At 48.3% G+C, this 13,955-nt stretch carries 12 protein-coding genes; 6 read left to right on the top strand and 6 right to left on the bottom strand.

From position 1 onward, the window contains the following. The first annotated feature begins 204 nt into the window (after positions 1 to 204). Complete coding sequence (locus FJ023_08530) at positions 205 to 1,284, top strand: IS110 family transposase (GenBank protein ID MBM4447372.1); 1,080 nt, start codon at positions 205 to 207, stop codon at positions 1,282 to 1,284. 231 nt (positions 1,285 to 1,515) lie between these two features. On the opposite strand, the gene FJ023_08525 is transcribed toward FJ023_08530, so the two are convergent. After that, positions 1,516 to 2,361 (bottom strand): SDR family oxidoreductase, encoded by an 846-nt coding sequence (locus FJ023_08525; GenBank protein ID MBM4447371.1) that lies wholly within the window; start codon positions 2,359 to 2,361, stop codon positions 1,516 to 1,518. Between the two features lie 480 nt (positions 2,362 to 2,841). Between FJ023_08525 and FJ023_08520 the strand changes: the two genes are divergently transcribed. After that, entirely contained in the window at positions 2,842 to 3,183 is a 342-nt protein-coding gene (locus FJ023_08520; GenBank protein MBM4447370.1) for a TfoX/Sxy family protein, read from the top strand. Between the two features lie 122 nt (positions 3,184 to 3,305). Here the strand turns inward: FJ023_08520 and FJ023_08515 are convergent, their stop codons facing one another. Continuing rightward, entirely contained in the window at positions 3,306 to 6,719 is a 3,414-nt protein-coding gene (locus FJ023_08515; protein ID MBM4447369.1) for a hypothetical protein, read from the bottom strand. Between the two features lie 592 nt (positions 6,720 to 7,311). Next, positions 7,312 to 7,551: a hypothetical protein gene (locus tag FJ023_08510; GenBank protein ID MBM4447368.1), complete on the bottom strand. Its 240-nt coding sequence runs from the start codon at positions 7,549 to 7,551 to the stop codon at positions 7,312 to 7,314. Between the two features lie 236 nt (positions 7,552 to 7,787). Here FJ023_08510 and FJ023_08505 point away from each other — a divergent pair, with 236 nt between their 5' ends. The 4 genes from FJ023_08505 (at position 7,788) to FJ023_08490 (ending at position 12,753) form a co-directional block, all read left to right on the top strand. Then, on the top strand, positions 7,788 to 8,645 hold the full coding sequence (locus FJ023_08505; GenBank protein MBM4447367.1) for a hypothetical protein: 858 nt from the start codon (positions 7,788 to 7,790) through the stop codon (positions 8,643 to 8,645). 135 nt (positions 8,646 to 8,780) lie between these two features. After that, positions 8,781 to 10,592: a restriction endonuclease subunit M gene (locus FJ023_08500; GenBank protein MBM4447366.1), complete on the top strand. Its 1,812-nt coding sequence runs from the start codon at positions 8,781 to 8,783 to the stop codon at positions 10,590 to 10,592. Between the two features lie 32 nt (positions 10,593 to 10,624). Next, on the top strand, positions 10,625 to 12,079 hold the full coding sequence (locus FJ023_08495; protein MBM4447365.1) for a hypothetical protein: 1,455 nt from the start codon (positions 10,625 to 10,627) through the stop codon (positions 12,077 to 12,079). Beyond that, positions 12,079 to 12,753, top strand: a complete 675-nt coding sequence (locus tag FJ023_08490; GenBank protein ID MBM4447364.1) for a hypothetical protein — start codon at positions 12,079 to 12,081, stop codon at positions 12,751 to 12,753. Before FJ023_08495 ends, FJ023_08490 begins: the two co-directional genes overlap by 1 nt. A 98-nt stretch (positions 12,754 to 12,851) precedes the next feature. On the opposite strand, the gene FJ023_08485 is transcribed toward FJ023_08490, so the two are convergent. The 3 genes from FJ023_08485 to FJ023_08475 are packed head-to-tail and all read right to left on the bottom strand — an operon-like array spanning position 12,852 to position 13,809. After that, positions 12,852 to 13,298 (bottom strand): hypothetical protein, encoded by a 447-nt coding sequence (locus FJ023_08485; protein MBM4447363.1) that lies wholly within the window; start codon positions 13,296 to 13,298, stop codon positions 12,852 to 12,854. A gap of 51 nt (positions 13,299 to 13,349) precedes the next feature. Then, entirely contained in the window at positions 13,350 to 13,610 is a 261-nt protein-coding gene (locus FJ023_08480) for a hypothetical protein (GenBank protein ID MBM4447362.1), read from the bottom strand. After that, complete coding sequence (locus FJ023_08475) at positions 13,594 to 13,809, bottom strand: hypothetical protein (protein ID MBM4447361.1); 216 nt, start codon at positions 13,807 to 13,809, stop codon at positions 13,594 to 13,596. Before FJ023_08475 ends, FJ023_08480 begins: the two co-directional genes overlap by 17 nt. Positions 13,810 to 13,955 lie beyond the last annotated feature (146 nt).

The raw sequence follows: 13,955 nt of genomic DNA, 5'->3' as shown, positions 1-13,955 counted from the left end.
TTTTCTTAACCCCGGAGAACTCATCTGCCTCCAATCTGGCTGAATTTCTTGACCGCAAAAAGTACAGATTCTTTTTCGGAAATCACCTTTAAATAAGATATTTTGAGACTTCCCATAATAAAACAGGTAACATGAACGAATAATGCACCTCCATAAAGTATCGTGTACAGTTAATGAATAACCAAAGACAAAAGGAGGTGTTGAATGAAGTACATTGGACTGGACTGTCACAAGCAATACGACTTCGCCACATTGATTGACTCGGATACAGGAGAAATAAGATCGAAGAAATTAGCCCACAAAAAGGAGGAATTTAAGTCTTTCATCGGCAGCAGGCGTGATACCAAGATGGTGATAGAGTCATGCTGGAATTGGTCCAGGACCTATGAGTTGGCTAAGGATCTCGTCGATGAGGTAATATTGGCTCATCCGTTGAAGATAAAGGCTATCGCTTCCGCAAAGATTAAGACCGATGCTATCGATTCTCGAACTCTAGCCCAATTATTAAAGGCTGATTTGATTCCCCAGGCTCATTTAAGAGAAGCCGACAACCGCATCAAACAAAAGGTAATCAGGCACAGAGCGTTCATGGTAGCAATGAGGACCAGGGTTAAAAATAAAGTAAACGATCTGGTGAACAACCGGCTGCTATCACCGTCTCTTGAAGAATCGAAGCCTAAGAATCTGTTCTCAAAAAGAGGAAAGGGTGAGAATGGCGTGGCATGGCTTAAGTCGTTGGAATGGCCAGTAGAAGAAGATAAGAGGATATTTGAATCGTCTATGAGACTTATTGAGCAGCTTAGCTTTGAGATATCTGCGAGCAACCAGATGGTTGAGGAGATATACAAGAAAGACAAGGATGCCCAGCTACTTTCCACTATTCCTGGAATAGGGAAAACACTGGCGGTACTCATCAGCACTGAGATAGACGGCATTGATCGCTTCAAATCACCATCAAAGTTATGTTCTTATGCCGGCTTGGTACCTTCAACTCACTCATCAGGTGGCAAGACATATCATGGGAAAATGATCCTGGAAGGAAATCGGTGGCTGCAGTGGGCATTGGTCGAGGCTGTAGTGCCGGCATCTTACGCTGATGTAGGAATAAGACAACGGCTTAATGCCCTGAGAAAAATTAAGAAGGCAAATGTAGCCAAGGTGATAATGGCCAGGTGGATGCTAAAACTGGTTTACCATGTGCTTAAAGAAGGTAGATCGTATGTGCCATCTGAGTTATGTGATACAAACCGGAGCCGCCTTTCAATTGCCTTAGCGAGCTCATAAAAGGCTGCGCTCCTGAAACAGGTTAAGGGGCTCCGGGTCTGACGTTACCGTGTGCACTTAAATAGTGGCGCGAATAGGAGGCTGAGTTAAGTCTTAACCAGGAATAGAATATGAGACAATCTCAGTATGCAAAAAGGATTTGCATTATTCGTTCATAGGAGGCTTTTGTGACAGTGCAAAGAAAAAAGACAGAATTCACGAGTTAGATTCCGTTGTCCGGCAGTCTCAACTTCAAAATTCGAACAGTCTCTTTGATATATTATAAACCGTGTTTCTTGGCAATATTGACATCAGCCCATACATGGCTTTATAGCCGTATCCGGGTATGCATATAGATTGGTTCTTTTTTAAGCTCTTCAAGGAAAAATCTACTACTGCCTCAGGGGACCATTTTCTGGGATCCCTTGAAATTAACTTATTCTTTATCTCCGCGGTTGTGAATCGATAGAAATCGGTGTCCACAAATGAAGGACACAGTACCTGAACTTTGATGCCTTTATCCCTTAACTCCATATGCAGAGATTCTGTAAACAGTATGAGGAAAGCCTTTGTTCCAACGTAGATAGATCCCCCGTATTGAGGCAAATATGCTGCAGCAGAAGAGACGTTGATGATAGTTCCCTTTCCAGCCTTGATCATATTTTGGATTACTGTAGATATGAGTCTCATGGGAGCCAATTCGTGCACTCTAACCATTTTTTCACAGTCCGATACATCCATCTCATCAAAAGTTCTCCTAATATAATAGCCGGCATTGTTGATCAATACCTCCACGTTGTTAACAGATTTGATGGCGCTAATGACTTTCTGAAGATCATCATCATCGGACAATTCAGCTATTACTGCCTGCACCTTAACGTGGTTTTGAGCCGCCAAATCACGTGCAAGCCTCTGAATAATCTCCTTCCTTCTACCAACCAGAATCAAATCGTAACCATCAGCAGAAAGCCTTTTCGCATAAGCCGCGCCCATACCGCTTGTAGCCCCCGTGATAACTGCAGTCTTAGTCATAGCTTCCTCCTTATTTCTTAAAGACAATGCAGAGTATAGTTGATGCTTACTTCTATCAACAGGCATCACCTCCTTTTTCGTGCGGCGCTCGCCCTAAAAAAACCCGCAACCGCCTCCAAACAGCGATGCTAGTGCCCTTGCTTCACTCTCATCTTCCCACCCTAATCTGTATATTTCTATGGCGCTACAGATGTTGCGCACGTTAACTATAGGCTTGCCTTGGAATCTTGTCAACTAGTGAAAATCCAGCCGAATATGTGGGTTATTTAAGTGGAGACTGGCAATAGAGATGGTAACAAATCGCTACTTTGTTACCTCTACTCAAAACCTGGACCTTCTCACTTGGGTGAACGAAGCAGTTGGCAAATTACCCAAGCGGCTATCGGGCCGTATGAGGTGCCTGATCAGTTTCCCAGCTGTCATTAGGATAAGATACAATACGAGGTGATGTGGATCTGCAGATGTCTTAAAATAATGAATCCTTATCAAATTCAATACAATTGATTCTAGAATACAACTGATTTTTCAAGAAAGGATAACGATGTTATGAGAAAAGCAAATTTTAATCCTGAAATTAAAAGGTCTGTTGACTCGATTTTGCTAAAGAATCCGATTGTGGTCTCTGGCAAAATGTTTGGCTATCCTGCCTATTACATCAATAAAAGACTATTTGCCTGTATTTATGAGGAGGGGGTAGGTGTAAAAGTTCCAGAAGGCGTAGCTAATGAGCTTATCGGTAAAAAGGGGATAGTTCATTTTCAACCAATGGGGAGAGAAAAAATGAAAGAGTGGATTCAAATAAACCGAGAGAATCCGGAAACTTACCTGAAAGATACAGAAATATTTGAGACCTCGATAAGTTTTGTATCATCATTAGGAAAGAAATAGTAGATGAAGAGACATTGAACCTTTTGAGTGTTTGTGCAACGGGCGATATATTTAGGACTATTGTTGCATAGGTGGGCTTGCTGAGAATTTCGGTTCGATAGCGCTGAGTTTCGGGGTGGCTTCTAGCCTTTGGTCTGCTGGGAGCGCTTGCGCGTCGGCTTTTCAATCGCGGCCAGGTCAGCCTGTGCCTTTTTCAGCCAGCCGTCGGCGCCGCATTCCTTGTAGATTTCTATGGCCTTATTCAGCTTTTCCCTGGCTCCCGGCAGGTCGCCTTTTCGTTTCAGCAGCACGGCATAGAGGGAATGAGCCATTCCCAGGTCCCACATCGTGCCGTTCCGCTTGTCCGCTTCAATTGCTTTCTTAACCCATTCTTCAGCCTCAGAAATGTGCCGATCATCGATATTGAGCAGTATCTCTGCGATATATCGTATTATCCAACCATCAAGATATCTGTACTTGTTCTTAGCCTCATACTTGTATAACGATTCTAGGTCAACGCCTTTCTCATTGTTCAGCACTTTGGCCCGGGCTAAAGCTAATCTGTAAAAATTAATCACAGAGGATGCATATCTGCCTTCCATGAGCGAAATTGTTTTACCACAAAGGTCCTGACATTTTTGATATTCTCCCTTGTCAAAGTAGAGCTCGCCCAAATGGAGATTTGCAGGAGAGCCCCACGTCAAAAAGTTGATCCTGTCACAGAAGTCACTGCCCTTCAGCAGATGTGGCTCGGCCTCATCCAGAAAGCCCTTGAAATAAAATGCGACACCTTGACTGGTGTGCCCTAGTGCCTTTGACAGTGTATCACCGCTCTCTTCGGCCAGCCGCAACGCTTCATTGCTGGTGTCATAAGCCAGGTCACATTTGCCTTGAATACTATAAAGCCACCGAGCCATGATACTTTTTGTCGCTGCCATTCCCGGGAGATTATTTGTCGCCAAATTGAACTCCAAAGTTCTTTCCCAATTCGTAAGGGCTTGGTCAAAATCGCAGTTGTTAGCACGAGCGCCTCCCATCCAAGAACTCGACAAGACTAAGGAAACCATATCATTTGACTCTTCGCCTAGCTTTAGCGACTCCTCCAGATACTCGAAGGCCTTGGGGAAATCCTCATCAATAGCATAGCTATATCCCCCCATTATGGTATATATCTGAGCAAGCCGCCTCTTATGATCACGCTTTAAGGCCAGCTCAACTACCGGTTCAATCGCCTCCTTTGCCTTAACAAAATGGTTCATCTGAGCGTAATACAGCCCGAGCGTTGCCCTAGTATCGATTATCTGTTTCTCCACATCCCTGCTGCGCGGCAGCCTCTCCAGACAGGACACTCTCTTCTCGCCATAGACAATGGCATCATTAAGAGAGGCGGCTTTCTCACCTTTCCTTGCCGCCAGCCGGCAATACTCAGCACCCTTCTCGTATTGCTCACCTGTGATATAGTGAGCGGCCAGCGCCTCGTAATGCTCATCCGGGCTGTCTTTATATATCTCCTCGATGGCATCGCCTATGTCCAGGTGAAGCTTCTTTTTCCTCGCCGCCAGTATCGAGTTGTAAACCACCTCACGGGTCAGGGCATGCCTGAAGATGTAGGTCGACCGGGGATATATCCCCCTCTCGTAGATAAGCTCCGCATCCTTCAACGCCGACAGGTGGGACAGCAATTCCTGCTGAGATAAGCCTGACACCCTGCTTATCAAGTCGAAGCCGAACTCTCGCTCGATAGCCGAGCCTCTCTGAAGCACCGCCTTGGCAGGCTCGGGCAGAGAGTCCACTCTGGCCATGATGACATCCTGAATGGTGCCCGGTATGGTTACATCGTGAATATCTTTGCGTAGACGGTAGATACTATCCTTTTTCTCGATTATCTTGAGGTCTTTGAGCGACTTTATGAACTCCTCGATGAAGAAAGGGACGCCCTCCGTCTTCTCCAAGACCAACTCCTGAAGCTGTGTCTCTATCTCTTCTGTGCCTAGGAGATTGGCGAGCATGGCCAGGCTCTCCCGGTTGGACAGCCGGTTTAAGGTCACCTGGCTGTGGTAAGACCGGCTGCCCCAGGTGTGCACGAACTCTGGCCGGTATGTGAATATGAGGAGGATCCTGGCTCCAGGTATGCTCTCCAGCATGTCCTTCATAGCCTCCTCGGAGCTTCTGTCCGCCCAGTGTAGATCCTCGATGGCCAGAACCAGCGGCCGTACCTCCGAACCTTTCAGGGGGATTCGCTTTACCGCATCCATCGTTCGCTCCCTCCTGCCCTCCGGGCTCATGGGTATCTTATCGATGCCGCTGTCCTTGACACCCAGCAGCTCCAGTAAATATGGAAGAGTGGAGGCTTCGTCTACTCCCAATTGCTTCAGTCCTTGCTGTACCCTGTCCCTGATTTTGTAGTCCTCGCCGCCTTCCCTGACATCGAAGTTCGACTTCAACAGGTCTATGACCGGGTGGTAGGCCACGTTCTGGCTGTACGACAGGCACCTGCCCTCCAGCAGTGTCACGTCCTCACTTCCTATTGCCTTCCTGAACTCGTAGAGCAGCCGGGATTTGCCCACGCCGGCCTCGCCCATTATCGAGAAAGCCTGGCCTCTTCCTGCCTTGGCCCGCTCGAGGCCGTCCAGCAACAGCTCAAGCTCTTTCTGACGACCAACAAAGGGAGTCAGGCCACGCTCGGCGCTGACATCAAACCTCGTCCTGCTGGTGCTGGGTGCGATAACACGGTACGCCTTGACTAATTGCTCCTTCCCCTTGACCTGCCTCTCACCCAGCGCCTCGAAGCGGAAGAAGCCCTCGGCCAGTTTGAAGGTGCCCTCGGTGACATAGACCGTGCCCGGCTGTGCAAGCCCCTCCATCCTGGAGGCCAGGTTCACCGTATCTCCAACTGCGGTGAACTCCACCCTGAGGTCGTTTCCCAGCGTGCCGACGACAACGGGGCCGGTGTTGATGCCTATGCGCATCCTTAACGAAGGCGCCGCAGTCTCCTTCTGTAGCGCGCCGCTGAATTTAGCCATCTCGCGCTGGATGGCCAGGGCGGAACGGATGGCCCGCTGTGGCGCATCCTCTAAGGCGATGGGCGTCCCGAACAGCGCCATGATGCCATCGCCAGTACCCTTGTTGACCGTGCCGCCATACTCGTGGACCTTGTGTATCATCATCTCGAAGAGTTCGTCGATGAGGGAGTATAATTTATCCTCCCCAAGCTTCTCCGAAAGCGGTGTGAACCCCTCAACGTCGCAGAACATGACCGTGACCTGCCGGCGCTCGCCCTCGATCTTGCCCCTCTGCGCCAGTATCTTCTCGGTAATGTCGCCGGGAAGGTAGCGCTGTATCTTGTCCAGCTTTTCGTCAAAGGATAGGGCTTTGAGTGGTGGTGCTGGGGGTACAGCCAGTTCATGGCCGCATTCATTACAGAATCTGCTGCTAGGCGGATTCATATTTCCGCATTGTGGACAGGCGAGTTCAAGTTTATTTCCGCACCCGTTGCAGAACTTAGCCCCTTCCGGATTTTCAAACTGGCACTTCGGGCATTTCATTTTACACACCATCCGTCAACTGCTGTGATGAGCGATCAGCAGCGCTCAACTTAAACAAAAAAGGCACCGGCGACCACCGCTAAGCAGCAAATTCCGGTGCCCCTTGATTCATCCCATCAGACCTCGAACCAATACTACGACTATATTTAGGCTACTAAGGTTATCCCTTACGGCTGATTTTGATTCTAGACTCTATTTATGCGATTGTCAACACTGCTCATAGCGCCGGGGCTATTGAAATTCTTCTGGCTTGTCAGATTACCGTGGATTGCACGAAACGCCCTATTGTTCAGCTTAATCGTCTACTTCTCTAGGTTATAGAGGTGAGGAGCAAAAGCGTCGTAAGGCGGACAACGGTACTTGTGCTGAGGATGTAATTTGAGTAAATCGATTGAGGTTATCTTCTATGTCTCCACCAAGCTTTTTAGCTTTGCCAGCATTTCCTTGACAGTGGCTTCTTAACCACGTCGGGCAAAAAGCTCAATAATCTTACCGATGACTCCGTAAGGCAATTTAACTTGCTCCATAAAGGCAAATCTGCTGCCGGGTGGAGTGGCGTCTATCGCCCACGTCTGTTCATAACCTTTCGCAAAGGTTCCCGACGTCATGTTGAAGGCAAGTTTCTTATTTGCATCCCATTCCGTACCGAAAAATTCAGTTTCATAAGCGGGCCACCGGCCTTTTCCTCAACGTAGAAAGCTGTACCCACTTCACTGCGCTTCTTACCGGTGTACTCGAATTTCCTAAACGTAATACACCACTTCAGGATTTTCTCGGGGTCAACCAAGAATGGCCAGACTTTCTCCGGTGGTGCTGCTATTTCGATAGACTTCTGCACTTTCATTTTGGCTTCCTCCTTTACATGTACACTCACACTTGCCGCGGATCATGACAATAACGAAGGTTTTCAGCCTGAGTCTAATCCTCTCCCAAATGATTGTCAACATCCTGTAAGCAGATAATTTCAGGTGAACTTTCCGCTACTTTGTTGTTTGCGCATCGCGCTTGAGAACGCTTCTTGCCCAACGGCAGCTTCAGTGGTAAGATTGAACTATCCGTCCCACGTTCGGGTTGTGAAAGATGGCGAACGAAATCACCGAGGTGACACGTCGTAACATTATCGATTATCTGACGGCTTCATACGCTAGATGGGCAGGCCGGCTACCGGAAGATGAGTTTCTAGCCCGCCTATATGATCTCACTGCTCTCCCCTCAAAAGACCCCCGCTTTAGAAATGCCGCTGGTGATATCAGGCAGCACCGACTTAATTGGTCAGATTGGCCGGACGACTGGGTTTTTTACGATGACCGTTTCAATCTACTACGAACTTCTGATGAAGCCTTCCTGCGCTTTATTTGCGAAACGATTCACCCCGTCGTTCGCCCGGAATCAGAGGAGGCTCGCGAGATGGCCACGATTTACAACAGCGAATTGCAGACAGACGGGTGGCGTATTGTCGAGGGCAAACAGATTTCAGGGCGACCTATTTTCATTGCTGAGAGGATCCATGGCCGTACCGATATTTTCGAGGAGCCAACGGGTTGGCCGAAAGTAGATCGCCAACTTCAGGAGATCCGGATGCGTTTGGATACTGCAGATTCGGAGGAGGAGTGTCAGGCTGTTGGTCTGCTTTGCAGAGAGGTTCTGATCTCAGTCGGGCAAGCTGTTTTCGATCCTAATAAGCACGAATCACTGGATGGGGTAGTTCCCAGCAGCACAGACGCCAAGCGTATACTTGAGTCTATCTTCGAAACAGAGTTACGTGGTGGTCCAAACAAAGAGGCTCGAAATCATGCGAAGGCCGCGCTAGGACTTGCATTGGCACTTCAACATAAGCGGACAGCTGACTACCAAACGGCTGCTCTCTGCGCCGAAGCCACCGTATCTGTCGTCAATCTATTGGCAGTGATTTCCGGAAGACGGCGCCGGACGAGTTAGCCGAAGGCGGCTCGAATCAAATGCTTGTGAATTGACTTAATAAGTGGTATAACTATTTCGGTCAGGTCCATTAATAAACGATTCCCCTCGTTTTTCTAACAGGTTGATCGTGAAAACGGCGGGTTGGAGGTTAGAATGATGTATCTTGAACAAGCACTTGCAAAGGGCTATGCCACTATTTCCGGTGAAGGCAGTAAACAACGTATTACCTATGTTGCCGTCAATCACTCCGAGAGGTATTCTGATCCAGAGGAACAGGTACGAGCTGAATACTGGGCGGAACTAATCTTTCGCTACGGGTATGAACCAGCTCGAATTGGCATCGAAGTTATCGTCCCCGATCGTACTCCTAAAGACACTGCCGATCTAGTCGTTTTCCTCGACGACGCGCGGATTCACCCTTTCGCCGTGATCGAATGTAAAAGAGATGGCGTAACAGACGCAGAATTTGCTCAAGCTGTTGAGCAAGCTTGCGGTAACGGCACCTGGGCCAAGTTCCGCGCTCAGTATGTCGGTGTCGTCGCCGGTCAAACGCGCCGCTTTCTCGACTTCAGCGAAAAATATGGCGTCCTTGAACGCGAGGCCAATATAATTGCAGACCTACCACGCCAATATGGTAAACCAGAGGAGTGGCGCTTTTTCAAAGGCACCAAAGATGATATTCAGCCTGTAAGCAAGGAGACTCTCATCGCCACTATAAGGAAATGCCATCAGACTCTATGGGGTGGTGGCCGGCTATCTCCACCGATGGCATTTGGCGAACTCTGTAAATTACTCTTCATTAAGATTCAGGATGAAAAAACTCCACGTAAGACGGGAGAGCCCTACGAATTCCAAATAAAGACACATGAGCCAAGCCGTAAGCTTGCCGAACGTATCAAGGCTATATATGAACAGGCGAAGGAGAAGGACCCGCAAGTCTTCACTGACACCATACGGATAGACGATGCTACGCTGCGCACGCTTGTTTCTCACATGGAAGCCATCAGCTTCAGTAAGACCGACCTTGATACCAAAGGCGTTGCCTTCGAGCAGTTTATGGATGGCTTCTTCAAGGGTGACTTCGGCCAATATTTTACCCCGCGCGAGATTATCAACTTTGCAGTTGAAATGACGCGCCCCAAAGCTAATGATATCGTGCTTGATCCAGCCTGCGGCTCTGGCGGCTTTCTACTTTATGCCCTCGATCATGTGCGTCGAGAAGCCGATGACTATCATAAACCTGATAGTGTAGAGCACTATACGCACTGGCATGACTTTGCCCAGAGAAATCTATTTGGCATTGAAATCAACGACGAGATTGCCCGCGTCGCCAAAATGAATATGATTCTCCACGATGATGGCCACAGCAACATCGGTGGAGAGGACGCCCTTGAACGCTTTGAACGTATCCGCCAAACTACCGGCAACAATGGTTTCAAGACTGACTCCTTCAGCTTGATTCTGACCAATCCTCCTTTTGGAGCACAAGTTGCCCTTACCGAACGCCCATACCTTACGGATTTCGAACTTGGCAAGCAAAAAGATGCTAATGGCAAGCTCAAGCCCCGTAAAAATCAGAAGACCGAAATCCTCTTCATTGAGCGAGTCCATCAGTTTCTTAGGCCTGGTACAGGGCGTGCTGCTATCGTTCTGCCCGACGGAATTCTCACCAACTCCTCGCTGCAATATGTCCGTGACTTTCTGCTTGAGCGTTTTCAACTGCTTGCTGTGGTTAGCCTGCCCCAGACTGCCTTCTCTCATTTTGGTGCAGGGGTCAAGGCTAGCCTTGTTTTTCTCCGCCGTCGCGCCGAAAACGAAATACCAAAGGACGACGAGGCCATCTTCATGGCAGCCCCCGAAAAGATAGGCTATGACGCCACCGGCCGGCCGTGCGAGAACCAATTACCTGAAGTGGTAAGGCGATATCGGGAGTTTGAAAAAAAATCACAACCTTTTTTCGTGTAATCCCTGACGCACAAGCAGCTCTGAAAGTCATCTTGTGTGATCGGGGAGAGGAAGGCTCTGGGATCAGACTCACTTACGCAATCTATCTTCGCGATGCATTGCAGGCCAACCGTTTTGACCCTCACTACCATCAGGAGCGATTCCTTGCTCTTGAAAGAGCACTTGCATCCTCTCCATACGGAATTAAATCCCTCAAAGACATTGTTGACCACCTCGATTATGGTCTCATGCCAACCGAGGACTATGCGTTAGACGCGCAAGCGGGTGAGCCGTTCATCCGCGTGACCAACATATTACCATCTGGTGATATTGATCTTACGGATGTGAAGTATATCCCTTTTGCGACCGCCAGCCAGTCGACAAAAAGAGTCAAAACAGACGACATAATCATGGTTCAATGTGGCAACACCACAGGCAAAGTCGCAATTGTTCCCAAAGAATTGAATGGGAGTCTATATGCTTCATTTTGTTTTGCAATACGAGCCAAGTCTGGCACGAACCAGAGATATCTCTTTGAAGTGTTAGGCAGTAGACTCGTTCAGGAGCAGATACAGAGGACTTGGAATGTTGTATCTGTTCGCCCAAGCACCTCGAAACCCGATGTTGAGGCGTTAGTTATTCCTCATCCTCTGGGCCCGGTTCAAAGAGAAATGGTTGCAGAGATGGAGAAGGCGCGTGAGTCGCGGCGGCTCAAACTCAAGCGGGCCGATGCTCTGTTATCTGGTCTCGATGCTTTTTTACTCGAACGACTTGGTTTAATGCCAAGAAGAGAAAAATACCCATACTGCTTCGCCGCACGCTTTCGCGACTTGACTAATCGGTGTGACCCAGATTTCCATTCACCGAAATTCAAGGAATTGCGTATGTCTATTGAGCAAAGTGGTTATCAGGTTTTGTCAATCTCTGATGTTTGTTCCGCTATCACGACGGGTTTTGCAGCCGGTCGTGAGATGCAAGCCTTTGATGAAACCAAAGGCATTCCACATATCCGTCCTATCAATATCTCTGCAAAGGGCGAACTCTCCTTCGAAGGAACAAAATACGTCCCTAGGAATAGTGTAAGCCAAAGTGATGTTATCCAACCTAACGAAGTTCTCTTCAATAATACAAATTCCACAGAATGGGTTGGCAAAAGTGCGGTATTTGAATCTGAACGTCTTTGCTGCTGCTCTAATCATATCACGCGGCTGGTCGTTAATCGCTCGCTTGTAGAACCGTGGTATCTTACATCTTTCTTTAATGCTATCCGATCAACTGGCTATCTGGGACTAATAGCGACTAATTTTGTAAATCAGGCGGGTATTAATACGGAGACTCTTTCGGCATTACGTGTACCTGTTCCTGGACTGAAAATCCAACTTGAGATTGTGGATGAGTTGAATCACCGTCGTAAGGAAGCTAGGCAACTGCGCAATGAAGCGGAGACTGAATGGGAAGCGGCCAAGACGCGATTTGAAGCCAGACTACTTGGTGAAGAGGTGACATAATGAACCAAGCACTGGCCTATCTAATGGATGAAATCTGCGCCGGGGTTGAAATTTACTACACTGGACGAACGGGTGGCCAATATCTAAAGACTGCATTTATTCTCTGCGATGACTATTCTGAACTAGTTTCAAAATTCTTCCTTATGACAGATGACGCTTCATGGACAGATGTGAATCCTGGTGGTCGTTATAAGAACTATCATGCCATATTACTGGAGGTGGAAAGGATTGTAAGCACAAAAACCCCGGCACAGTTATCACGCGTAAAGGAGTTACAAGAGGCAATGGCGAATCGGCGTGAGCGGCGCAATGATTTCTTTCATTCGACCAAGCTGCTTGATCTGAGTGTACAGCAACGCAACTGCGTAGAAGCCTTTTGTGATCTTCTGGAATATGGTGAAATCTTGTTAGGCAATGATTGGCGTGATGCCATTGATGCTAACAGCAATATCGCAACCCTTGAGATAATGCTCAAATTAGAGAGATGCGCATGTTCGGACCCATCCATCACTCCCAAGATGAACAAGATTTTTCAGGCATGGCCACGAAATACTCCAAACAACAAAAAGAAGGGGATACATGTGACAGAGTACCCTGAAGACCAGCATCTTCTCCTATGTGTTATATGGGGCGGCAAAGATCTTCGAGACAAGCTGAAAGCGCTAATAACTTAATAACAATAAATCTGGATGCGGATGGAAATAACAGCTATTGACAGCACATTTCTGGTTGGTGGTGGGCGTGGTGACGGATGCGCTCCCCCCGGTGGGCTTTAGCGTGCCCACTTTTCGCATGACTGGCATTTCCAGGCTTTCTTAAGTTCGCCTGTGGTTTTGTCCTTCCATGCAATCAGCTCCATAGCCTCATCCGTGCCACACCCCTGGCAGACTGGCTTGTTGGTGACGCCGTTGTTGCTTCTGCTTGGCTGAATTGCGGCTGGCTTGGCAGAACGAATTGCACGCGGTGAGCCTGCTTTGTGAGCCTTGGCCAGAGCTTCTTGGTCGTTCTGGTCAATCAGCTGAAGCATTTCCTGGTACAGAAACCATAGCTCTGCTGGCGTGTCAGCAAAGCAGTTTATCACCAAACCATAATCGGGTAAATGCTTTTGCATATGCAGACGGCTCAGTCTCCTGCCATTGCCGTTTGACAGCTCTGGCGGGTTAGGCTGCTGCTTTGCATCGCCAGGTCTGGTTGTTGTTGGCTGAACTGTTGTTGACATGATACTCCTTTCTTAGACGGCGAGCCTCTCACCTCGCCTTGTCCTCGCTGTTTAACCTTCCACGTTACGAAGCCTGCGGTAGCACTCAGACCCGACTAGATACAACTCACCTAAGATGAGGTCTTGAAGAACAGCGAACGTCTTCGGGAGCTTGCTGCCGCAAACCTGACAGGAAAAGGTTGGCTGGACTGTTAAATCAGAGTAGATAACTTTCTCGGAGCCTCTATCAGCCCAACCAACCCACTTGAGCCTTTTCCCTTCGGCAAATTCCTCAAGCCTCCGCTCGTAGGTACTCTTAGCATTCGTGGCCACATTCGTCTCCTTCCCGGCTCTCGCAGATGCCCCGCCAGTTGATGATGGCTTCACGCTCCTGCTCTCGCTTTAGAGCTTCAAGTTCAAGCACTTCTTCTTGAACCGCCATCGTGTAGCCAGCATTGATGCCTGACTGGTAAGCCTGAGCTGCAATCTGTTTGACTTCTTCTTCGGAAAACACAATCTTGTGAGATAGCATTTGACTTAATCCTTTCTCTAAACACCCGACTGACACCTGGGACACTTGGGGTCTTCTCCATAGCCGTAAGTGCCGATTTCTCCCAGGTCAAGCTCGTCATACGTTCCTACCCATCCGCACTGTTTACAGACATGCAGGACTGAATG

Source organism: Chloroflexota bacterium (assembly GCA_016875875.1).
In the GTDB taxonomy this organism is placed as follows: domain Bacteria; phylum Chloroflexota; class Dehalococcoidia; order GIF9; family UBA5629; genus 9FT-COMBO-48-23.
This window is presented reverse-complemented; position numbering and strand designations above follow the sequence as displayed.

What these genes read in the sequence shown, in the direction of transcription:
- FJ023_08510 (MBM4447368.1), bottom strand. Translation starts at nt 7,551, where the DNA reads ATGAAAGTGCAGAAGTCTATCGAAATAGCAGCACCACCGGAGAAAGTC.
- FJ023_08475 (MBM4447361.1), bottom strand. Translation starts at nt 13,809, where the DNA reads ATGCTATCTCACAAGATTGTGTTTTCCGAAGAAGAAGTCAAACAGATT.
- FJ023_08520 (MBM4447370.1), top strand. Translation starts at nt 2,842, where the DNA reads ATGAGAAAAGCAAATTTTAATCCTGAAATTAAAAGGTCTGTTGACTCG.
- FJ023_08500 (MBM4447366.1), top strand. Translation starts at nt 8,781, where the DNA reads ATGATGTATCTTGAACAAGCACTTGCAAAGGGCTATGCCACTATTTCC.
- FJ023_08505 (MBM4447367.1), top strand. Translation starts at nt 7,788, where the DNA reads ATGGCGAACGAAATCACCGAGGTGACACGTCGTAACATTATCGATTAT.
- FJ023_08490 (MBM4447364.1), top strand. Translation starts at nt 12,079, where the DNA reads ATGAACCAAGCACTGGCCTATCTAATGGATGAAATCTGCGCCGGGGTT.
- FJ023_08525 (MBM4447371.1), bottom strand. Translation starts at nt 2,361, where the DNA reads ATGCCTGTTGATAGAAGTAAGCATCAACTATACTCTGCATTGTCTTTA.
- FJ023_08485 (MBM4447363.1), bottom strand. Translation starts at nt 13,298, where the DNA reads ATGTCAACAACAGTTCAGCCAACAACAACCAGACCTGGCGATGCAAAG.
- FJ023_08515 (MBM4447369.1), bottom strand. Translation starts at nt 6,719, where the DNA reads ATGGTGTGTAAAATGAAATGCCCGAAGTGCCAGTTTGAAAATCCGGAA.
- FJ023_08530 (MBM4447372.1), top strand. Translation starts at nt 205, where the DNA reads ATGAAGTACATTGGACTGGACTGTCACAAGCAATACGACTTCGCCACA.